We start from the raw sequence: 19,966 nt of genomic DNA, 5'->3' as shown, positions 1-19,966 counted from the left end.
AATGGGATGGTTCTCGCGCGCTCTTGGTCTCACCGGTCCGGTGGTCGAGCACGCCCATGCCCTGACCGCCCCTGCAGAGCAGACGTTTGCGGTCGACGCCGACTCGATCCCGGCCGAAATCTTCGGCCTACAGGGCTACGCCAATCCGGTCGCCTACGCGCCTCGGGTTGATCGCAAGTCGGCCCTCTCCGTCCCGGCCGTCTCCCGGTCTCGCGACCTGATCGCCGGCACCATCGGCACGCTCCCGCTCGACATGCTCGACAGCAAGAAGGCCGAGCGGCCGTCCAGCTTCCTGGAGCAGCCCGAGCGTGGCGTGCCGCGCGTCGTCACCATCACGCGCACCGTCGAAGATCTCCTGTTCGACCGGGTCGCCTTCTGGCTGGTCACCGAGCGCGGTTCGGACCTGTTTCCCCTGTGGGGTAAGCGAATCGCGCCGCATCGCGTCGAGGTCGATGAAGACCGCGACGAGATTCGGATCGACGGCAAGCTCGTCAACGAGTTCGACGTCATTCAGTTCGTCTCGCCTCGCGATGGCGTGCTGACCACTGGTGCCCGCGCGATCCGCTCGGCCCTGCTGCTGGATGACCTGGCCCGCCGCTTCGCCGAGAACCCGCAGGCTCGGGAGTACTTCGTCCCGGCCGAGGGCGCCGACCCGGCCGACGACGCCGCGATCAAGACTCTGCTCAACGAGTGGCAGGCCGCCCGGCAGTCCGGCGTGACCGGCTACGTGCCGGCCGCGCTGAAGCTCGAACAGGGCCAGCTCATCAACCCGCGCGACCTGCAGCTAGCCGACGCCCGCCAGCACGCCGTACTGGAAATCGCGCGGGTGTTCGGCATCGACGCCGACGATCTCGGCGTCTCCGTGACCAGCCGGACCTACCAGAACCTGGAGCAGTCCCGGCGCGAGCGGGTGACCAACACCCTGCAGCCGTTCATCTCTGCCGTCGAGCAACGCCTGTCCCTGAACGACGTCTGCCCTCGCGGCACGTACGTCCGGTTCAACCTGGACGGCTTCCTCCGTGGCGACACCACTACCCGCTACTCCGCCTATTCCGCTGCCCTGGCCGGCGGCTTCCTGACCGTGGACGAGGTCCGCGAGCTGGAGGACCGTCAGCCGCTGGCCGGCGCCGAGAGGAACGCCGACGTGACTAATTCCGCGGCCACTGTTGCCGCTAGCAACTTCGCAGACGAGTCGGTCGAGCTGACCTTTGACGCTCCGGCCGCCGCCGCACAGTTCAAGGTCGACCTGACCGCCCGCACCATCACCGGTCTCGCCGTCCCGTACGGCGCCGTGGCCCGCTCGAACGGCCGTGACTGGTCGTTCGCGAAGGGCTCCCTGAAGTGGGACGACGTGTCGCGGGTCAAGTTCCTGGACGGCCACGACTGGGGTAAGCCGATCGGCCGCGCAGTGAAGCTCGAAGACACCGACGCCGGACTCGTGGCGACCTTCAAGGTCATCGCCACCCCGGCCGGCGATGAGGCGCTGCTCATGGCGTCCGAGCTGGTCAAGGACGGCCTGTCCATCGGTGTCGGCCTGGGCGGCACCTACGACGAGAAGGACGGCGTTCTGTACGCCGTCGCGGCGCCGCTGGCCGAGGTCAGCCTCACGCCCACTCCCGCATTCGACTCCGCCCGCGTGACAGCCGTTGCCGCGAGCAAGCACATCTCCAAGGAAGGCACCGCCATGACCGACACCAAGGTCACCCCCGAGGCCGACGCGTCGGTCACCCCGCAGTTCACCGCCGAGCAGATCGCCGCGCTGACCGCGCTCGTTGCCAAGCCGGCCGAAGAGGTCAAGCCCGAGCCGCAGAAGGTCGCGCAGTTCACCGTGACCGAGGCCGCGCCGTACCGCTTCGACGGCGTCCGTGGCGAACACGACTTCTCGTCCGACCTGTTCGCCGGCGCACGTGGCGACAGCGAGGCGATGCAGCGCGCCACCAAGTTCACGCAGGAAGCCTTCCAGGCCGCGACGTTCGACGTGGACAGCGCGAACGTCGCGTCCCTCAACCCGGCCCGCAACCGGCCTGACATGTACGTCGACCAGAAGGCGTACGTGACGCCGTTCTACGACGCGCTGTACAAGGGTCCGCTCGCCGACCAGACGCCGTTCACCTTCCCGAAGTTCACCAGCGCTTCCGGCCTGGTGGGCGACCACACCGAGGGCGTGGAGCCGACCCCGGGTAGTTTCGTGGCCGGCAGCCAGACCGTGACGCCGACCGCGTCGAGCGGCAAGGTTGAGATCACCCGCGAGGTGTTCGATGCGGGCGGCAACCCGCAGGTCTCCGGGCTCATCTGGAACAAGATGGTCCGCGCGTGGTACGAGGCGCTGGAGGCCAAGGCCGTCGCCGTCCTGGACGCCGCGACCCCGACCGCCATCGCGCTCGCCACGGCGGCCGTCGACGCCGCGCTCGTGGATCAGCTCGAAGGTGAGCTGGCCGGCCTGCAGTTCGTTCGGGGTGGCAACACCTTCAACTTCGCCGGTACGCACGTCGACCTCTACAAGCGTCTCGCCGACGCGACCGACTCGACCGGCCGCAAGCTGCTGCCGATCTACGGCCCGACCAACGCGAACGGCCAGGCGCGCTCGCGCTTCGCGTCCCTGGACGTGGCCGGCGTCGAGTTCGTCCCGGCCTGGTCGCTCGGTGCGTCCGGCGCCGTCTCGGAGTCCAGCTACCTCGTGGACACCAACGACGTGCACGTCTGGAACACCGCGCCCCAGCGCCTGGAGTTCCAGTACCGCGTGGCGTACGTCGACCTGGCCATCTGGGGCTACTCGGCCGCCGCGATCAGCGACCTGACCGGCGTCCGTGAGATCACCTACGACCCGACCGCCTGAGTCGGATCCCCAACGGCACAACGGAGAGGAGGGCAGCTATGAACAAGCCGGACCTGACCGCCGTCGCCACCTATCTCGGTGATGACGCGCTCTGGAACACCGAGGAGGTCAGCGCTGCCCTTCTCGCCGAAGAGGCCGCGCAGTCCAGCGTCTGCCGCGTTCCGTCGACCCCCGAGGACTGGCCGGCAGACCTGGCCGAGGCTCTCTGTCGTCGCGTTGCGGCCAACCTGGCAAGGCGAAACCTGCCGCTCGGGCTCAACGTCGCGATGGGTGAGGCGACCGTCCAGACCACTCGCGTCGGCACGGATCAAGAGGTCCGTCGACTTGAGGCGCCGTGGCGCCGGCTGGTGGTCGGCTGATGAGCGAGGCAGTGCGCACCGAGCTGGCCGACGCGGTCAGCGCGATCGACGGAATCAGCATCGCGCCGTACTTCCGTCAGGCCACCAAGGCTGGCAGCGGGTTCGTCCGGCTGGACCGGATCGAGTACCCGAACACCTTTGGTGGCGAGGCGTACTGGCAGGTCTACATCGTCCTACCGGCCGACATCGCGACCGCCGAGAAGCGCGCTGACGAGCTAACGCCTCTGCTCTACAACGCGCTTGCTGACCACCTCGTGGTGACCAGCATCCAACCCCAATCACTAGCACTGGACAGCGGAGCGCTCCCTGTCCTCACCGTCACGGGACACCGGGAGAACTGACATGGCCCAACTGGGAACACGACTGCTCAAGCTGGAGATCGACGGGGCCGAGCGCTCCGCCGAGGTCAGCAATGCTCGCATCACCACGGGGGCCGCTGACAGCGACTTCCTGACCTTCGCTCAGGCTGCGGCCGGCGGCTCGCGTCAGTACGCGCTCGCCTTCACCGCCGCGCAGGATCTCGTTGCGGACACGCTGTGGGATCTGATCTGGACCGGCGCCGGCACCGAGGTCACGGGGACCTTTATCCCCTACGGCAACGAGGTTCCGTCGGCCACCCAGCCGCACTACGACTTCATCGCTGTCGTGACGGAGCCGGATGGCGATCTGCTGGGTGGCGAGGCCAACGTGTCGACCACCGCGCGGATGACCGTCGAGTGCGTCTGGCAGCTCACGGCCAAGCCGACCAAGGTCATCGCGGTCTGATGGCCAAGGGTGGCGTCCGCATCGTCGGGCTGAACAAGGTGGTCCGCTCCCTCACGCAGGTTGGTGTGGGAGTGGACGACCTGAAGTCTGCCTTCGGTGAGATCGCCGCCAAGGGGGCCCGCATCACGGCCGGCCTCGCACCGTCGAGGACTGGCCGGCTCGCTGGCTCAGCACGAGGCAACCGCGCCAAGAACAAGGCGGTTGTGACCGTTGGTCGGGCCCGCGTCCCGTACGCCGGGCCGATCAACTTCGGGTGGAAGTCGCGCGGCATCGAGCCGTCCGGCTTTCTCCAGAAGGCCGATCAGGAGATCCAGCCCACCGCGCTGGCATCGCTTGAGCAGGCCATCGACTCACTCATCGGCCAGGAGGGCCTGCAATGAAGACTGCAACCGAGGTCATCGAGACCCTGACGGGCTTCGACGAGGACGAGATCGAGAAGGTGTGCGGCAAGACTGTCGAGGCGCTGACCAGCGAGGGCCGGCAGCTCAAGCTGATCCGGGCCCTGTCCGCCGTGGTGGTCAGCCGCAACGAGGGCATCAAGCTCGCCGAGGCCTTCAAGCGCGTGCAGGGCATGGCGCAGACCGAGGTCTCGGCCCTGTTCGAGGAAGAGCCGGACGAACCGTTCCCTGACGAGCCGGAATCCCTTGTGGGAAAAGGATCCTAGCCACACGCCGAGCGGCCGATGACCTGGCCGCCTTCTGTGTGGCCACGGGGGTTAGTCCGCGGGACTACCCGTACCTGACTCGACTTCAGCGACACGCGTTCATCGATTTCGTCAATAAGACAAGGGGGTAGCGCCGTGGGCGGTCCGATTCGGATCAGCATTCTTGCCGATGGCAAGGACGCCAAGAAGGAGTTCAACTCCGTCGCCGACAGCGCTACGTCGTCGTTCGGCAAGATCGGTGCCGGCCTGAAGTCCGCCGGTCCGCCGCTGGCCGGCATCGCGCTCGGGCTCGGTGCTGTCGTGGTCGGCGGCGTCGTCGCTGCCCTGAACACCTCCGAGATCAAGGCGACCCTCGGCGCGCAGCTCGGCCTTGCCGGTGCCGACGCCGAGAAGGCCGGCGAGGCGGCCGGCGACCTGTACAAGCAGGGCTACGGCTCGTCGCTGCAGGAGACCGCCGACATCACCAAGGCGGCGTTCGAGAACGGCCTTGTGTCGGTGAAGAACACCAAGGAAGAGATCACCGCACTCGGCGCGCAGGTCGCGACCTACTCGAAGCTGACCGGTGGCGATGCCGTCGAGTCGACGCGCGCCGTTGCCCAGATGCTGAAGACCAACCTGGCCCCGAGCGCCACTGCAGCGTTCGACCTCCTGACGCGTGGACAGCAGCTCGGCATCAACAAGTCTGAGGACCTGCTGGACACCTTCAACGAGTACGGCGTGCAGTTCCAGAAGCTCGGGCTCGACGGCACCGCCTCGCTCGGGCTCATCAACCAGCTGCTACAGGGTGGCGCGCGCGACTCCGACGTTGCCGCCGACGCGATCAAGGAGTTCAGCATCCGGGCCGTGGACGGCAGCAAGGCGACCGTGGCCGGCTTCACCTCGATCGGTCTGAACGCCGAGACCATGGCGGCCAAGATCGCTGCCGGCGGCCCGACCGCCAAGACCGCGTTCGGCGAGGTGCTGACCGCGCTCAATGCGATCGAGGATCCGGTGAAGCGCAACGCTGCCGGCGTCGCGCTGTTCGGTACGCAGTTCGAGGACCTGGGCGGCGCGTTCCAGAAGGCCGACCTGTCCACCGCTGCCGCTTCCCTCGGGCAGGTGGCCGGCGCGTCCGACAGGGTGAACGCTGCCCTGTCCGCGACCCCGACCGCCCAGCTCGAAACCCTCAAGCGTCAAGCCACGCAGACGTTCGTGGACCTGTTCGTCAAGTACGCGCTGCCGAGCGTGACTCGCTTCCTGGAGTACCTGAACGGGCCCGGCAAGTTCATCATCGCCACGTGGGCCCTGGACGCCTCAGCCGGCGTGCTGAGCTTCGTGGACAACTTCCTGGCCGGCCTGGAGACCATGACGGGCACCCTGAACACCTGGGGCGTCACGACGCTGCGCACGATCCAGGCTGTGTTCTCCGTCGTGCCGGGACCCGTGTCGCAGGCCGCCGGCAAGGCTGCCGACGCCATGGAAGGCTTCACCGACCGCACCCTGACCGCTCTCGGTGAGGCGCGCGGCGGGATCGCAACGACTCAGTCGGCGATCCAGAAGGCCAAGCTGACGGCCAAGCTGAACGCGGACAAGGCGACGCTCGATCAGAAGCTCCGCGACGCGAAGACCGCGCTGCAAGACCCGAAGCTGACCGCCGAGCGCAAGGCCAAGCTCAACGCCGACATCAGGGCCCTGCAGACCCAGGTGAACAACGCTCAGGCGAAGCTGAACAGCCTGAAGGACAAGAACGTCACGGTCACCACGACGTTCTACGAGAAGCTGATCGGTGTCGTGCCGGACCAGTCGAAGGGCGTCCGGCAGTCCGCCCCGGCCGGCGCGCCTCGCACGATCGGCCCGCCGCCGCGCACGATCGCGCCGGTGCCGGTGATCAACGTCTACGCGCTCACCGATGGCCCGGACGTTGGCCGGCGAGTCGTTGCCGCGCTCAAGGAGTACACCAAGATGAACGGCCCGCTGCCCGTCTGGCTGTTCCAGTGACGCGCCCGGGATGGGCCGACGGCTCGAACTACGACCGGACTAAGCTCGGGTTCTTCACCGCCACCAAGGCGTTCACGATCGGTGAGTCGCTGCTCGGTGGCCCGGACCTGCTCGGCGCGGACGGCCCTGACGTCGAGCTGGCCGGCGACTTCACCTCGTGCACGATCACCGAGACCACAACTGTCGAAGACGGCCTGTTCGTGCACCGCGAGACCCCGGTGTGTTCGGTCTCGGCGACGCTGCCGGAGATTGTCGAGCTGGACGGCAAGCGGCTCTCGGTGAAGTACGGCGACGTCGAGGTGTTCCGTGGCACGCTCAAGGACCCGTCGTGGACCGAGTCCGTCGACCTGGATCGAGAGCACCTGGCCGGCAACACGCCCGTCAAGACGTTCCGGGTGTCGATGCGGGCCACCAACGGCGAGGAGCGCCTGGCCAACGCCGCGACGCCGGCCAGGAACTTCCTGACGGCGACCGACGTGCAAGAGCGCATCGCTTCGTGGACAGGGCTTGAGGTAGACGTGCAACTCGACCTCGGCGATTTCCCGCTGAACCTGCGCAACATCGGCCAGGACGACGGCACGGCCTACGCCTCGTGGTGGAAGTACGTCACGATCGCCGACCAGACGCCGACCCTAGGCGAGACCATCCGTAGCGCGCTGCGCCTGTGGAACCGGACCTACCAGCTCACCTCACCGGGCCGGATCAGCCTGTGGCCGAACAACCGCTGGCTGACCAAGGTCTCAGCGGACGCCGGCGCGCCGCTGGAGTTCACCGATGAGGCGATCACGCCGGTTGCCCTGGCCGGCGACGACCACATCGGCCAGGAGGCGCGCGTTGGGTACAGCGAGCGCGACTGGGGCACCGACGCCGACCTGTGGACCGACTCCGTCAAGGTGACGTTCTCCAACGGCGGCACGGACTTCTACGCCGGACCGTTCCGCGCCGGCTCGGCCTATCCGACCGACACCGAGGTTGACCTTGGTCCGTCGTACTGGCACGAGGCGACCCCGCAGGCCGACCGTACGACGCGCATCATCGTGTCCACGCTGCCGATCAAGTCGAGGCCGCAGGCAACGACTCGGACTCTCAGCACGCCACTGCAGACCATCGCCCAGCTCGACGGCGTCATCCCGGGCATGGCCAAGGTCACCGCGAACGGCGGGACCGAGAACGTCGCGGTGCTGGGCCGGACGCACCGCATCACGCCGTACCGCTGGCTGGTCGACTACGAGCTTGGCCCGCATCACCTGCTGGACCGTCAGTCCGATCTCGACCCCGGACCCATCCCGGACGTCGGCACGATCGCGCCCAACGCGGACCCCAACTACCTGGACCTGCAGTGGGTGACCCCGTACCTGCCGGCCGGTGTGTCGCAGTGGTGGGTCCGGGTGTTCTACGCCGACCTGGACGTCTACTCCGGCCTGACCAGCTTCGACGTCGAGCTGACCAGCAACGTCAAGAGCTTCCTCGTCACCAACGCGGAGGCCGGCGACCCGGTCATCACCACCGTGAGCAAGAACCTGTTCCCGCTCGGCGTCCCGGTCAACGTCTGGGTCAACTACTCAACCAACGCCGAGCCCGGCCAAGGCGACCCGTCAGCGCAACTGCGCGAGGGACAGCCCGGCCGCGTCGGCGTCTACGTCCGAACCTAAGGAGGGCCCTCGTGGCTGGATTCAAGGACTTCGCGAACCTGACGACGCTGGACGCCGACGACATCGACGGCTACCTGATGGGCCAGACCATCATGCGGTTCAGCTCGGATACGGCCCTGGTGACCAACCTCGGCGCCGGCGTCCGCACGGGCGGTATGTACGCCTGGTCGGACGCATCGAGCACCCTGTACTCGTACGAGGGTTCGGGCATCTGGAAGCCGCAGGAGTCGTTCTGGAAGACGCAGAACGCGACCCTGTCCGCGCCGACCGTGATCCCGATCGGCAACGGATCGCTGACGTGTCGGTGGCGGTACTCGGGCGGCAAGGTCGTGGCGGAGTACGGCTTCGTCCGTGGCTCGACCACCGGTGCCGGCTCGGCGGGCTACTTCATCAACCTGCCCGTCGAGGCGTACAGCCTGAACGGCCCGAAGGGGTACGGCATCCTGCGACGCAGCGGGGGCGCTGAGCACGGCCTCCTGGTCGTCCCGGTGTCCTCGACGTCGATCGCGCTGATGACGACCAACAACAACGCACGCGTCGCCTTCAATGCGCCGGCCGCCGTCGCGACCGGCGACACCTACACCTGGCAAGTCATCTACGAACCCCTGAACGGAATCTCGTGACCGAGCCGAACGAACCCCCGCCGCTGCACTGGCACGCCTACCGCTCCGAGCGCAACTACACGCGGTACGGCGAGTGCCACACCACGCTGACCACCCGCGCGACCCTGGAGGAGGCACAGGACGACGTCGAAGCCGACCAGACCGCCTACGTCCCCGTCGAGGGCACCTCGGTGAGCTGGGAGACGCTCGGCCCGTGCGACTGCAGCGCCCAGCTCGGTGACCCGCCGTACGTCATCGGCGGCCCGGTCTCCTGACGGCCAGCCACACAAGCAAGCACCCCCGGTGTCCTCCTCACCGGGGGTGCTGTCGTTCTGCGTGCTGCTGGTCAGCTCTGGTCAGGCGGGTAGATCAGGGCCGCGATCCGGGTGACCCGCTCGGTGTCGGTCAGTGGCTCGTTCATCAGGTGGTCCAGCTCGGCGACCAGCGCCGCCCGGCCGCCCCAGCGGCCTAGGCGGCGTGGCTTCAGCTTGTGTCGGGCGGGGCGCGGGCGCGCCGTCTGAAAAGATGTGCTCACGGTGCTCTCCAAGGTGTCGTGGAGGGTGTCCAGGCGGCGGGCTCGTGTTCTCAGCACGGCCCGTCGCCGCTCTCGCCCCCGGTGGAGCGAGATGTCAGGAAGCCTAACGCGTGGTCGGCTTGTCAGTCACTGCGTCATGCGCTTGCACTCGACGCTGGCCGGGTCGGGTCGATCGGTCTTGCGCCACGCGCGGTAGAAGCCGGCCAGCGCCTGGGCGGGGGTCACGGCCTTCACCTCGATGAAGCGCTCTTCGCCGTGCTCGGCGGCAGTGAAGTAGATGCGGAACGTGTCCATGGTCAGCGACGCCAGAGCCAGAAGCCGAGCGCGAGGCCGGCGACGAACGCGCCGCCCATCAGGATGACCAACTCGGCGAGCGGCATGGATACGCGGATCACTTCGAGTAGCACAGGGAGCCTCCAAGGCTAGGAACATGCCCTGAAACTGAAGTTCGTCACGTCGGACAACAACTACTTCTACCAACCCACCGCCGCGATCGTGTACGTCGTGTTCGTGCTGATCGTGCTGGGCAGCCGGTTCGTCACCACCCGGCGGCCGATCGACCCGCGGGAGCAGCTGGCCAACGTGGTCGACCACGCCGTCGAAGGAGTCGCCGGTGGGCTGTCCCGGCGCCGGCTGGCCCAGGCGTCGGAGCAACTGCGCCAGGTCGGGCCGGAGGTTGTCGGGCGTCGCGAGACGCGTGCTCTGCTGGCTGTGGTCGAGCCGGACGAGGTGGAGCTGGCCGCGCCGGTCGACGCGGCCTGGCGGGCGGCGAAGCGGGGCTTCGACCGGCTGGCCACGCATCCGTACGCGCCGGCCGTTGCTGTCGTCGTACTGGCTCTGCAGGCGTTGGGAGCTCCTGCGATCGCTGCTGGGATCCGGTTCGACCGGGGGCAGCTGCTGACCGACTTCCCCGTACTGGGGGTTGCTGCCGGGAGCGTGCTGTCGGCCACCTTCACCGTCCGAGGGTGGCTGCGGCTGCGGGCCGGGGACCGGGCTCGGGCGGTGCGGCTGTTCGAGCTCGCCGTACTGGTGTCGTTGCTGGTGACTCAGGTGTTCCAGTTCGCCGGGACGCAGTTCGCCGCGGTCGGTGGGATGCTGCTCGACCTCGTACTGCTCGGTCTGCTCGGGGCCGAGCGGGACCGGCTGCGGCGCGAGGCCGAGCGCACCGCGGCTACGGCTGCGATGAAGCGGTTGCCACCGGACGGTCCGCCGTTTCCGAAGGATCCAGACGACTCCGCCTAGGCTGCCGGCCGCCCCAGTTCTCGCCGCGGCCGAAGAGCAGCGGGGAAGTGGTGGCGACGAAATAGATGGCAGCGGCCGCCAGCAGGGCCGGAGCCATGCCGATCCCGGCGATGGCCGCACCGGCGACCACACCACCCAGCGGCACGCCGGTCCAGGCCAGGGCGTCGCCCAGTGAGTTGACCCGGCCCAGCAGCGGGCGGGGGATCCGCTCGATGAACAGGGCGCCGAGCACGGGGTTGATGAAGCCTGCGCCGATACCGCCGACGGCGCAGACCACCAGCAGCGCCCACAGCGGGCTGTCGAACGCCATGACGAGGAAGCGCGGGGCGCCGCAGATCAGGAACGCTGCGGTGAAGACCAGCTTGCGAGGCACCTTGTCGCCGATCGCCGCCGCGACCAGAGCGAACACAGTGGCGAAGAGACTGAAGACGGCGAGCGCCAGGCTGAAGTGCTCGGGGCCGTAGTCGTGGTCCCTGATCCAGACGGGCAGCAGGACCACCGAGAAGGCCGCGTCGAGCAGGTTGGTGACGGCGATCATCACGATCAGGGAGAACAGCAGCTTGTCGCCGCGGATGAACCGCCAGCCCTCGTGGAGACGCTCCAGGTAGCTGCCCTCGCTGCTCTGCTCCTCGGCTGCTTCGCTCGTGGCTCCTGCCGGTCGCTTCCGGCCCGGGATCCAGCGCTGGATCAGCAGCGCGCAGAAGCCGAACGACACGGCGTCGATCAGCAGCGCGTTCGCCTCACCGACCAGTGCGATCAGGGCCCCGGCTACGGCGAACGCGATGAACCCCGCGAGGCGCTCGGTCGTGCTCTCCAGCCCGGTGACTCGCTCCAACGGAGTCCTGGCCGCCTCCGCGATGTCCGGGATCAGCGTGCCCTTCGCCGCGTCGCCCGGGCCGCGCAGCGCACCCGCCACGGCGACCAGTCCCAGCAGTGCTGGGAAGCTCAGCGCCTCCAGGTGGTGCAGCAGCGGGATGAGCGCGACGACCACCAGGCTGGCGGTGTCAGTGGTGACGCTGACCCGCTTCGGCCCGATCCGGTCGATCAGGGGACCGCCGAGCGCCTTGCTGAGCACCAGCGGCAGCATCTCCGCCAGCGCGACGATGCCCGTCTTGACCGGCGACCCGGTGCTCATCAGCACGAACCAGGGGATCGCGATCGTGCTCACCCGGGTGCCGCAGACCGACACCACGTTGGCGATCAGGAACGCGATCAGCGGCGCCCTGTACGGCGTACTGGTGGCTTGGGGCGTGCTCATTCGTTCTCCCAGGGGAAGGCCTGGATCTGGATGGTGACCTTCTCGGTCCCCTCCGGGGCCGGCTGGGTCAGGTCCGAGCGGTACTTGTCGAAGACGGCCAGCACCTCGCCGGTCAGCGCCTCCAGCTGCTCCGGGGTGAGGTGGAAGGCCCAGTCGGACAGCAGCGTCGCCTCGCGCCACTCGGGCTCGAGCGTCTGCCAGCTGTCGATCGCACGGAACATGTTCTGCGCGTAGGTCTGGCCGATGCCGTGCAGGAAGCTGAGCGTGAGCTCCGGCTCGGTCTGCAGCAGCGCGGCGGCGTCGAACTCGGTGCTCTGGTGCGAGGCCTTCCACCACCGGTCCCGGGCGTTGCCGCGGCTCTCGTCCTCCTCGGCCAGTCCGGCCTCGGCGAGCTGGCGCAGGTGGTAGCTGGTGGCGCCGGTGTTGACCCCGAGCCGCCCGGCCAGCGTGGTGGCCGTCTGCGGGCCGTGGATCCGCAGCAGCCCGATGATGCGGTTGCGCATCGGGTGGGCCAGTGCCCGCAGGATCCGGCCGTCCAGGCGGACGATGTCGTCCTTGTCCTCACTCATGGCTCCTACGGTAGAACTGCAAAGCCGCTTTGCAAAGAGATTTTGCAAAGCGGCTTTGTGGTCTGTTGTGAGGGTTGTCCACAGCTTGTGAAGCCGTCTCCGGGATCGGGCGGTCGCGCGGCACCTTGTTCACGAGAGCAAGAACAACCCACCCACCTGGAGGTAGGACCATGCTGCGAGTGATGCTCGAGGACGCTGACTACTGCGACGTTCCGGCCGACCTGATGACCTTCGACGACGGCGTGGTCGTCTTCTGGCGCGAGGGCGAGGAAGTCGGTCGCCACCGCCAGCTCCGGATCCGTTCCCTGGAGGTGATCAGCGCCCGGTCGATGACCCGCAAGATCGAGGAGGCCCGCAAGGCCCATCCCAACGCCTTCCGGGTCTGGACCGAGGACCAGGAGGAGCTGCTCACCAAGCTGTGGCACGAGAAGGCCGGCCTGGACGAGCTGGTGACCGCGCTAGGCCGCCAGCCGGGCGGGATCGCCACCCGGCTGAGATCGCTCGGCCTGCTCGGCGAGGACGAGAAGATCAGCTGACGAGAGGTGTCCGGACCGTGGCTGAGCGAGACCCTTTTGTTACGCGAGGGAGTGGTCGGAGACAATGGCCCGATGCGTACCGAGCTGGAGCCGGTCTCGACCCCGGACATGGACCTCGAGGCCGCGGACGACGGGTCCGGGCCACTGGGGGCGATCCGGGGTGCTCTGCTCGCCCAGCAGACCCTGGTTCGCGCGATCGGGTCCGGGCGGCGCCGGGGTGCGGAAGCACCGGCGTACCACCGGGTCGAGCTGCGGTACGTCGACCTCAAGTCCGGGCGTCGGCTGCAGGTCACCGAGTTCGACGAGCGGCAGTCGCACACCCGCAACGCGCCCGCCGACAGCGCGGAGGCGGAGCAGGTGGTCGACGAGCTGCTGCGTTCGCCGTACGGGAACTGGCACGTCGAGACGACCGGCGAGACGCTGCGCCTGCGGTACACCAAGAAGGGCAAGCTGCTGCTGCACCGCGAGCAGGAGACCCGCGAGCAGTGGACCGACCACGACCGGACCAAGCAGCGGGTGCTCGACCCGGCCGCACCGTTCCTGGTCGAGCTCGGGATCAGCGACCACCACGGCAGGGTGAAGCCGTCGCGGCAGTCGAAGTACAAGCAGATCGAGGAGTTCTGCAAGCTGCTCGCGCCGGCCCTCGACGAGGCGATCGCGGCGGGCCGGATCGCGACCGGACGGCCGATGCAGGTGGTCGACCTGGGCTGCGGCAACGCCTACCTCACGCTCGCGGCGTACCACCTGCTGACGGCGGCCGGCCACGACGTGCGGATGACCGGGATCGACCACAACCCGGCGGCCCGCGCCCGCAACACCAAGCGGGTGGCGGCGCTCGGCTGGCAGGACCACCTGCGGTTCGTCGACGCGACCATCGCCGACGCTCAGCTCGAGGTCCGGCCGGACGTCGTGCTCGCGCTGCACGCGTGCGACACGGCGACCGACGATGCGCTCGCCCGGGCGGTCGGCTGGGAGGCGCCGCTGGTGCTCGCGGCACCTTGCTGCCACCACGACATCCAGAAGCAGCTGAAGAGCGTCGTACCACCGGCGCCTTATGCCTTGATGACGAGGTATGGCATCGTTCGGGAGCGGCTCGCCGACATGCTGACGGACTCGTTGCGTGCGGCGGTGCTGCGACAGGTCGGCTACCGGGTGGAGGTGGTGCAGTTCGTGGACAGTGAGCACACGCCACGGAACCTGCTGCTCCGCGCCGCCCGGACCGGAGCGACCGCGGGACCTGAGGTCCGGGCGGAGTACGAGGAGCTCGTCGGCGCGTGGCAGGTCACGCCGCGCTTGGCGACGCTGGTCCAGGATCTCGACCGCGAGGCGGTGTCGTGAGCTTGCTGCGCACAGTCCTGACCGTGACGGCGGCGAGCTTGCTCAGCCTGACCGGTGCCGCTCTGCCCGCCGGTGCCACTGGTGCGTCCGGCAGTGGGCTCGTGGTGGGGACCGAGCGGGCGGCGGACCCGCCACCGGCGCCGAAGAAGCGGTTCACGATCAAGGACGACCGGGTGGACCAGTCCGCGGGCCTGGCCAGGAGCCAGAACTACGAGGGCATCTGGTGGACGGTCAACGACCTCGGCGCGTCGCCCGAGGTGATCGGCGTCGACGACGCCGGCAAGGTCCAGGCGGTGCTCGGCCTGAAGGCGCCGGTGAAGGACGTCGAGGCGATCGCGGTCGACAAGAGCGGCACGATCTACATCGCCGACATCGGCGACAACAAGAAGAACCGCGACCTGATCGAGGTCTACACGATCCCCGAGCCGAGCAACCTCGAGGACAGCGAGAGCGTGAAGTTCCACCGCTACGATTTCGAGTACCCCGACGGCGCGCACGACGCCGAGACGCTGCTGATCGACCCGGAGTCCCGCCGGCTGTTCTTCGTCACCAAGGTCGCCTCCGGCAAGGCCGGCATCTACGCCGCCCCCGAGCAGGCCTCCCGCGAAGGCACCAACGAGCTGAGCAAGATCGCCGACGCCCCCGCCGGCGTCACCGACGGCACCTTCGTCCCCGACGGCAGCCTGGCCGTCCTGCGCAGCCTGAACGACGTCGCCACCGTCGAGTGGTCCGACGAGCCCAACGTGGTCGCCCGCGCCACCACCCCGTCCGCCCAGGGCGAGTCGATCGCCCTCAGCGACTCCGGCAACGCGATCCTGATCGGCAGCAAGTCCTCGGCGATCTACGAGGTCGCCGTCCCCAGCCGCAAACCGGCCGCCAACCCCACCACCCCCAAGGCGACCCCCACCCCCGCCGAGGACGCCGCGGACGCCGGCGAAACCACCAAGAAGTCCCACAGCCTCCGCTGGATCCTCATCGGCGCCGCCCTCTTCGCCATCATCATCACCTTCCTCACCTTCCCCCCAGGCCGCCGCGAACGCCTCGACCGCATGGCCGAAAACGCCCGCCTCACCGGCCAAACCCCACCCGACCCCCACGGCCGCCGCCGAGCAGCCTGACCCCCCGCACCAACCTGCGCGGCCTGCCCACACCAGCTCCCTGCCCCCGCCGAGCATCGTTCGCTTGCCAAGCCGGCTGTCGGCCTTGAGGTTGCCGGGCGGGCGTCTGACCGGCTTCGGACTGGCTCCGCTCTGGCGTCGGGTGGTGGTGGCGAGCTGTTGGCCTGGGAGGATGCGGCATGCGTTGGTGGAGTCGTGAGTCCTCTCGGCAGCTGTTGTCGGTGCCGTTGGCGTTCTTGTGTGTGCTGGTGCCGGGGAACATGTTGGTGCGGGTGCTGGTCGCCTGGGACTTCTATGCCTGCGGGTACCTGCTGCTCACCTGGTTCGCGTACCGCGGAGCCGACGCGGCGCGGTTGCGGGCGATCGCGCTGGCTTCGCGGCGGCGGAGGTTGACCGATCGGCTGTTCGCGTCGCCGCCGGAGCAGCTCTCGCAGGCGGCCGCGTTCTTCGCCCTGCTCGCGACCGTCTACGCGATGCCGCAGGTGCGGGAGCTGGGGGCACCGTCGGGGCTGGTGCTCGCGATCTGCGTGGTCGCCGTACTGAGCAGCTGGCTGTCGCTGCACGCCGGCTTCGCCATCGCCTACGTGAGCCTGTACGCCGAGGACGGCGGACTGGAGTTCCCCGGCGGCGAGGAGCCGGCGCTGGTCGACTTCGGTTACTTCGCACTCGCCGTCGGCACCACGTTCGGCACCACCGACATCACCGTCACCAAGCCCCGTATGCGCCGCCAGGTCCTCGCGCACGGCGTGCTGGCGTTCTTCTTCAACACCCTCATCCTCGCCGTCGCGATCACCATCGTCACGTCGTACATCGCCGCCTGAACAACCGCACTCACCGATCCCGAGGGTGACTGATCAGAGCAACGCCCACCCCGCGCCGCCGTGCCAGTGGTGGCCGGCCTCGAGGTGGTCGACGATGGCCCGTTCGAGCGCGGTACGCCGGGGAAGCTCGCCCCGATCGGAGCGACGGACGCCGAAGACGAAGCGCCGCATCGTCTCGTCGTCCTGCGCCGGTTGGTAGGCCGGCTGGAAGCGCCGCTGGAACTGGAGGATGTTCGCCTCCGCCGGGAGGTAGTCGCCGAGCTGCTCGTCCAGCAGCCAGGAGTTGCAGACGGCGATGCGATAAGTCTCCTCCGGAAAGTGGCGGGCGAAGAAGTCCCGCGCGGCAGCGAAGGAGCGCGAGCAGGCCTCGGGCCTGAGCGGTCCGTAGTACCCGGGGACATGGACCGACAACGCCGGATCGCCAGGACCGAACGGATGCCCCGCGGCGGCCACCGCGCGCCCGGTCCGGTTGCCCAGCCTGGCGCGCTGGAACTGCAACCGGCCGAGCTGATAGATCTGCCCGCTGAAGTGCAGCGTCAGCCAGCCGGTCAGCTCGGCATCGAGACCACCTTCACCGTGCCAGTAGCGGTGATCGGCGAGGACTCGGCCCAGGTCGGTCAGCGTGTGCCAGGAGATCTCGTCGGAGATTCCGCGGTCGCGGTGGAACGCCGTGATGTGCGGGTACGCCGCCAGGAAGACGTAGAGGGGGAAGTACGCGAGCGGGATGTCCGACCCGTCCGGCGGCTCGGGCGTGACGGGAGGACCGCCGATCCGGCCGAGGTCCCGCACCAGCAACCGGGTGCAGCGCTCCAGCTCGCGCCACGATGGGGAGTCTCTGTCCGGAAGGTGCGCGACCAGTGGATCGATGTCCTCGTGCGGGACTGCCAGCTTCAGCAGCAGGGCCGGAAGGGCGTCGGGTGTCGGCAGTACGACGTTCAGCTCGTCATCGGCCATCAGTCGAGTATGGCGTTGATCGCGTACTGCCGAGCGGATCGGTATCGGCGTCGAGTCCGCCGCGGGCAGGCATTTGCTGCCGGGACGCAAGAAACCCCCGACCGCAGGGTCGGGGGCTTCTCGGCGTACGGGGTCAGCGCAGGGCGTCGACGGTGAAGTCGATGGCCTGGGTGAGCTTCTCGACGTCGTCCGGGTCGACCGCGGGGAACATGGCCACGCGGAGCTGGTTGCGGCCGAGCTTGCGGTAGGGCTCGGTGTCGACGATGCCGTTGGCGCGCAGGGTCTTGGCGACCGCGGCGGCGTCGATGGAGTCGTCGAGGTCGATGGTGCCGATGACCAGCGAGCGGGCGTCGGCGTCCTCGACGTACGGGGTGGCGTAGTCGGACTTCTCGGCCCAGGTGTACAGCCGGTTGCTGGAGTCGGTGGTGCGGGCGACGCTCCACTCCAGGCCGCCCTGGCTGTTGATCCAGTCGGTCTGCTCGGCCATCAGGAACAGCGTCGACAGCGACGGCGTGTTGTAGGTCTGGTTCTTGCTGGAGTTGTCGATCGCGGTGGCCAGGTCCAGGAACGCCGGGATCCAGCGGCCGCTCGCGGTGATCTCCTCGACGCGGGCGAGCGCGGCGGGGGACAGGATCGCGATCCACAGGCCGCCGTCGGAGGCGAAGCACTTCTGCGGGGCGAAGTAGTAGGCGTCGACGTCGTTCAGGTCGACCGGGAGACCGCCGGCGCCGGAGGTCGCGTCGATGGCGACCAGCGCGCCCTCGTCGGCACCCTCGACCCGCTTGACCGGCGCCATCACGCCGGTGGAGGTCTCGTTGTGCGGCCACGCGTACAGGTCGACGCCGGCCTCGGCGACCGCGACCGGACGGGTGCCCGGGTCGGCCTTGATGACCGACGGCTCACCCAGGTGCGGCGCCTGCTGGGACGCCTTGGCGAACTTCGAGGAGAACTCACCGAAGCTCAGGTGCTGGCTCTTCTCCCGGATCAGCGCGAACGTCGCGATGTCCCAGAACGCGGTCGAGCCGCCGTTGCCGAGCACCACCTGGTACCCGTCGGGCAGGGTGAACAGGTCGGCGACGCCGTCCTGGACGCGCTTGACCAGGTTCTTCACCGGGGCCTGGCGGTGCGAGGTGCCGAGCAGCTTCGCGCCCTCCGTCGCCAGCGCGGCGACAGCCTCCGGGCGAACCTTCGACGGTCCGGCGCCGAACCGACCGTCGGCGGGCTTGAGCTCTGCGGGAATGATGATGTCGCTGGTCACCAGCGGTGTCCCTTCGTCGTCTGGCTGGTTCTCGCCGACGACGCTGTCAGCACTCGCCAGTGTTCCACACCCCCGACACGCCCCTCGACCCACCCCAAACTGCGGACACCGCAGAACACCTCCTGCGACGCGTTGCCGCCCTAGAGTTGCCGGATGGTGTTCTTCGGTGGGCTGCTGGGCTTGATCGGGCTGGTGACGCTGGTCTTCAGGGACGGCGAGGTGGCCGGCGTGCCCGCGGTGGGGCTCGGGGTCGGGCTGCTCCTGGTCGGCGCGGCCGCGATCGGGCTGGGCGTGTGGCGGAAGAAGGTCGTACGACGGCGCCGGCGGGAGCGTGGTGAGCCGGAGCCGGTGGGGGACGTGTTCGAGCGGGCGCAGGCGTTGCCGCGGTTGATCCGGGCAGCCCGCCGCGGCGACTACCCGGGGCTGCCGACCAGCCGGATGGCGTTGTGGGGGTTCGCGGTGCTCTACCTGGTCTCGCCGATCGACGTACTGCCTGAGCTGCTGCCGATCATCGGGGTGGCCGACGACGCTGGTGTTGCCGCGTGGTTGTTCACCAGCGTGTCGACAGCTGCGGGGCTCTACCTGCGCCACGAGCGGGACCAGGACAAGCGTCTCCGCCCCTGACCTACTCGTGCTTGCGGGAGACCGACTCCGTCCCCGTCAGTACGGCGACCGGCCCGTCCGCCGTCTCGACCCACTCACCGCACGCGCCACCACCCTCGGAGACGCCCAGCTCCAGCGCCGTACCGTCCATCCGCAGCGCCGGGTGGTAGTACTCCGCGACCTGCTCCGCCTCGCCCTGGATGTAGTGCCCGATCAGCGCCCGCCGGAAGCGGTCCTCGGTGACGTTCGGCGCGCTGCCGTGGACGAGCGCGCCGTGGAAGAACAGCACGTCGCCCGGCTCCATCTCCACCGGTACGGCGGCGTCCGGCGCGGGCAGCGGCACGGTGATGTCGGTGAAGCTGACCTTCGTGTCCGCCTTCTCCGTGCACAGGATCGGCCAGCGGTGGCTCCCGGGAACGACCTGCAGGCACCCGTTCGCGACGTCGACCTTGTCCAGCGCCATCCACGCCGCCACGCACGTGCCCGGCTCGGCCTTCAGGTAGAAGTTGTCCTGGTGCAGCGCCTGCCCGCGGGAGCCGGGCGGCTTGAAGTAGATCATCGTCTGCACGGCGTACGGCGAACGCCCGAGGATCGCGGTCATCACCCGGTCGAGCCGGTCGTCGATCATCCACTCCAGCGAGAGCTCGTCCCACCGGTGCATCTGCGCCATCCGCGGGTACCGCTTGAGCGGGTCGCGGTGGCCGGCGTCGACGCCGACGAGGTCGTTGGCGTACCGGTCGCGCGTGCGCACCACCATGTAGTGCTCGCGCAACTGCTCGACCTCCGCGGCACCGAACAGCCCGCGCGCCATCGTGTACCCGTCACGCTCGAACTCGTCCTTGAACGAAACGCTCATCCCAGCCTCCTCCGTTGCCTCTA

At 68.9% G+C, this 19,966-nt stretch carries 23 protein-coding genes; 16 read left to right on the top strand and 7 right to left on the bottom strand.

The window, feature by feature from the left end:
• Nucleotide 1: 1 nt before the first annotated feature.
• From ACLQ2O_RS23580 to ACLQ2O_RS23535, 10 genes are all read left to right on the top strand, one after another.
• Nucleotides 2-2,836 (top strand): phage portal protein, encoded by a 2,835-nt coding sequence (locus tag ACLQ2O_RS23580; RefSeq protein ID WP_425834873.1) that lies wholly within the window; start codon nucleotides 2-4, stop codon nucleotides 2,834-2,836.
• A gap of 38 nt (nucleotides 2,837-2,874) precedes the next feature.
• Nucleotides 2,875-3,195 (top strand): hypothetical protein, encoded by a 321-nt coding sequence (locus tag ACLQ2O_RS23575; protein WP_425834871.1) that lies wholly within the window; start codon nucleotides 2,875-2,877, stop codon nucleotides 3,193-3,195.
• Nucleotides 3,195-3,536 (top strand): hypothetical protein, encoded by a 342-nt coding sequence (locus tag ACLQ2O_RS23570; RefSeq protein WP_425834869.1) that lies wholly within the window; start codon nucleotides 3,195-3,197, stop codon nucleotides 3,534-3,536. Before ACLQ2O_RS23575 ends, ACLQ2O_RS23570 begins: the two co-directional genes overlap by 1 nt.
• A 1-nt stretch (nucleotide 3,537) precedes the next feature.
• Complete coding sequence (locus tag ACLQ2O_RS23565) at nucleotides 3,538-3,960, top strand: hypothetical protein (protein WP_425834867.1); 423 nt, start codon at nucleotides 3,538-3,540, stop codon at nucleotides 3,958-3,960.
• Nucleotides 3,960-4,340, top strand: coding sequence for a hypothetical protein (locus ACLQ2O_RS23560; protein WP_425834865.1), 381 nt, complete (start codon nucleotides 3,960-3,962; stop codon nucleotides 4,338-4,340). The genes ACLQ2O_RS23565 and ACLQ2O_RS23560 overlap by 1 nt, the downstream gene beginning before the upstream one ends.
• Complete coding sequence (locus tag ACLQ2O_RS23555) at nucleotides 4,337-4,624, top strand: hypothetical protein (protein ID WP_425834864.1); 288 nt, start codon at nucleotides 4,337-4,339, stop codon at nucleotides 4,622-4,624. The genes ACLQ2O_RS23560 and ACLQ2O_RS23555 overlap by 4 nt, the downstream gene beginning before the upstream one ends.
• Nucleotides 4,625-4,759: 135 nt before the next feature.
• Complete coding sequence (locus tag ACLQ2O_RS23550) at nucleotides 4,760-6,601, top strand: phage tail tape measure protein (RefSeq protein ID WP_425834862.1); 1,842 nt, start codon at nucleotides 4,760-4,762, stop codon at nucleotides 6,599-6,601.
• Nucleotides 6,598-8,253, top strand: coding sequence for a hypothetical protein (locus tag ACLQ2O_RS23545; RefSeq protein ID WP_425834860.1), 1,656 nt, complete (start codon nucleotides 6,598-6,600; stop codon nucleotides 8,251-8,253). The genes ACLQ2O_RS23550 and ACLQ2O_RS23545 overlap by 4 nt, the downstream gene beginning before the upstream one ends.
• Nucleotides 8,254-8,264: 11 nt before the next feature.
• Nucleotides 8,265-8,876, top strand: a complete 612-nt coding sequence (locus tag ACLQ2O_RS23540; RefSeq protein WP_425834858.1) for a hypothetical protein — start codon at nucleotides 8,265-8,267, stop codon at nucleotides 8,874-8,876.
• On the top strand, nucleotides 8,873-9,130 hold the full coding sequence (locus tag ACLQ2O_RS23535) for a hypothetical protein (protein WP_425834856.1): 258 nt from the start codon (nucleotides 8,873-8,875) through the stop codon (nucleotides 9,128-9,130). The genes ACLQ2O_RS23540 and ACLQ2O_RS23535 overlap by 4 nt, the downstream gene beginning before the upstream one ends.
• A 71-nt stretch (nucleotides 9,131-9,201) precedes the next feature.
• Here ACLQ2O_RS23535 and ACLQ2O_RS23530 read toward each other — a convergent pair whose 3' ends face one another.
• Both ACLQ2O_RS23530 and ACLQ2O_RS23525 read right to left on the bottom strand, forming a co-directional pair.
• Nucleotides 9,202-9,390, bottom strand: coding sequence for a hypothetical protein (locus ACLQ2O_RS23530; RefSeq protein ID WP_425834854.1), 189 nt, complete (start codon nucleotides 9,388-9,390; stop codon nucleotides 9,202-9,204).
• A 126-nt stretch (nucleotides 9,391-9,516) separates the two neighbouring features.
• On the bottom strand, nucleotides 9,517-9,684 hold the full coding sequence (locus ACLQ2O_RS23525) for a hypothetical protein (RefSeq protein ID WP_425834852.1): 168 nt from the start codon (nucleotides 9,682-9,684) through the stop codon (nucleotides 9,517-9,519).
• Nucleotides 9,685-9,894: 210 nt separating this feature from the next.
• Here ACLQ2O_RS23525 and ACLQ2O_RS23520 point away from each other — a divergent pair, with 210 nt between their 5' ends.
• Nucleotides 9,895-10,632 carry a hypothetical protein gene (locus tag ACLQ2O_RS23520; RefSeq protein WP_425834850.1) on the top strand — a complete coding sequence of 246 codons (738 nt, stop codon included), beginning with the start codon at nucleotides 9,895-9,897 and terminating at the stop codon, nucleotides 10,630-10,632.
• On the opposite strand, the gene ACLQ2O_RS23515 is transcribed toward ACLQ2O_RS23520, so the two are convergent.
• Together ACLQ2O_RS23515 and ACLQ2O_RS23510 are read right to left on the bottom strand one after the other, a co-directional pair.
• Nucleotides 10,562-11,890, bottom strand: coding sequence for an MFS transporter (locus ACLQ2O_RS23515; RefSeq protein WP_425834848.1), 1,329 nt, complete (start codon nucleotides 11,888-11,890; stop codon nucleotides 10,562-10,564). The genes ACLQ2O_RS23520 and ACLQ2O_RS23515 overlap by 71 nt on opposite strands.
• A complete protein-coding gene (locus ACLQ2O_RS23510; RefSeq protein ID WP_425834846.1) occupies nucleotides 11,887-12,459 on the bottom strand; it encodes an ArsR/SmtB family transcription factor in 573 nt (190 codons plus the stop codon). The genes ACLQ2O_RS23515 and ACLQ2O_RS23510 overlap by 4 nt, the downstream gene beginning before the upstream one ends.
• Nucleotides 12,460-12,641: 182 nt before the next feature.
• Between ACLQ2O_RS23510 and ACLQ2O_RS23505 the strand changes: the two genes are divergently transcribed.
• From ACLQ2O_RS23505 to ACLQ2O_RS23490, 4 genes are all read left to right on the top strand, one after another.
• The gene (locus tag ACLQ2O_RS23505) at nucleotides 12,642-12,995 is read left to right on the top strand and encodes a hypothetical protein (protein ID WP_425834844.1); all 354 of its coding nucleotides are present in this window, start codon (nucleotides 12,642-12,644) and stop codon (nucleotides 12,993-12,995) included.
• Between the two features lie 72 nt (nucleotides 12,996-13,067).
• Entirely contained in the window at nucleotides 13,068-14,333 is a 1,266-nt protein-coding gene (locus tag ACLQ2O_RS23500) for a class I SAM-dependent methyltransferase (protein WP_425834842.1), read from the top strand.
• Nucleotides 14,330-15,451, top strand: coding sequence for a hypothetical protein (locus ACLQ2O_RS23495; protein WP_425834840.1), 1,122 nt, complete (start codon nucleotides 14,330-14,332; stop codon nucleotides 15,449-15,451). Before ACLQ2O_RS23500 ends, ACLQ2O_RS23495 begins: the two co-directional genes overlap by 4 nt.
• Before the next feature lie 179 nt (nucleotides 15,452-15,630).
• The gene (locus tag ACLQ2O_RS23490; RefSeq protein WP_425834838.1) at nucleotides 15,631-16,272 is read left to right on the top strand and encodes a DUF1345 domain-containing protein; all 642 of its coding nucleotides are present in this window, start codon (nucleotides 15,631-15,633) and stop codon (nucleotides 16,270-16,272) included.
• Between the two features lie 33 nt (nucleotides 16,273-16,305).
• On the opposite strand, the gene ACLQ2O_RS23485 is transcribed toward ACLQ2O_RS23490, so the two are convergent.
• On the bottom strand, nucleotides 16,306-17,226 hold the full coding sequence (locus ACLQ2O_RS23485; RefSeq protein WP_425834836.1) for an acyltransferase domain-containing protein: 921 nt from the start codon (nucleotides 17,224-17,226) through the stop codon (nucleotides 16,306-16,308).
• 133 nt (nucleotides 17,227-17,359) lie between these two features.
• Nucleotides 17,360-18,484 (bottom strand): phosphoserine transaminase, encoded by a 1,125-nt coding sequence (gene serC, locus ACLQ2O_RS23480; protein WP_425834834.1) that lies wholly within the window; start codon nucleotides 18,482-18,484, stop codon nucleotides 17,360-17,362.
• Between the two features lie 153 nt (nucleotides 18,485-18,637).
• Between serC and ACLQ2O_RS23475 the strand changes: the two genes are divergently transcribed.
• Entirely contained in the window at nucleotides 18,638-19,108 is a 471-nt protein-coding gene (locus ACLQ2O_RS23475) for a YkvA family protein (protein WP_425834832.1), read from the top strand.
• Nucleotide 19,109: 1 nt separating this feature from the next.
• Here ACLQ2O_RS23475 and ACLQ2O_RS23470 read toward each other — a convergent pair whose 3' ends face one another.
• A complete protein-coding gene (locus ACLQ2O_RS23470) occupies nucleotides 19,110-19,943 on the bottom strand; it encodes a phytanoyl-CoA dioxygenase family protein (protein ID WP_425834830.1) in 834 nt (277 codons plus the stop codon).
• Between the last annotated feature and the right edge of the window lie 23 nt (nucleotides 19,944-19,966).

Origin of the sequence: Kribbella sp. DT2 (assembly GCF_049844575.1) — a bacterium.
Classification (GTDB): domain Bacteria; phylum Actinomycetota; class Actinomycetes; order Propionibacteriales; family Kribbellaceae; genus Kribbella.
This window is presented reverse-complemented; position numbering and strand designations above follow the sequence as displayed.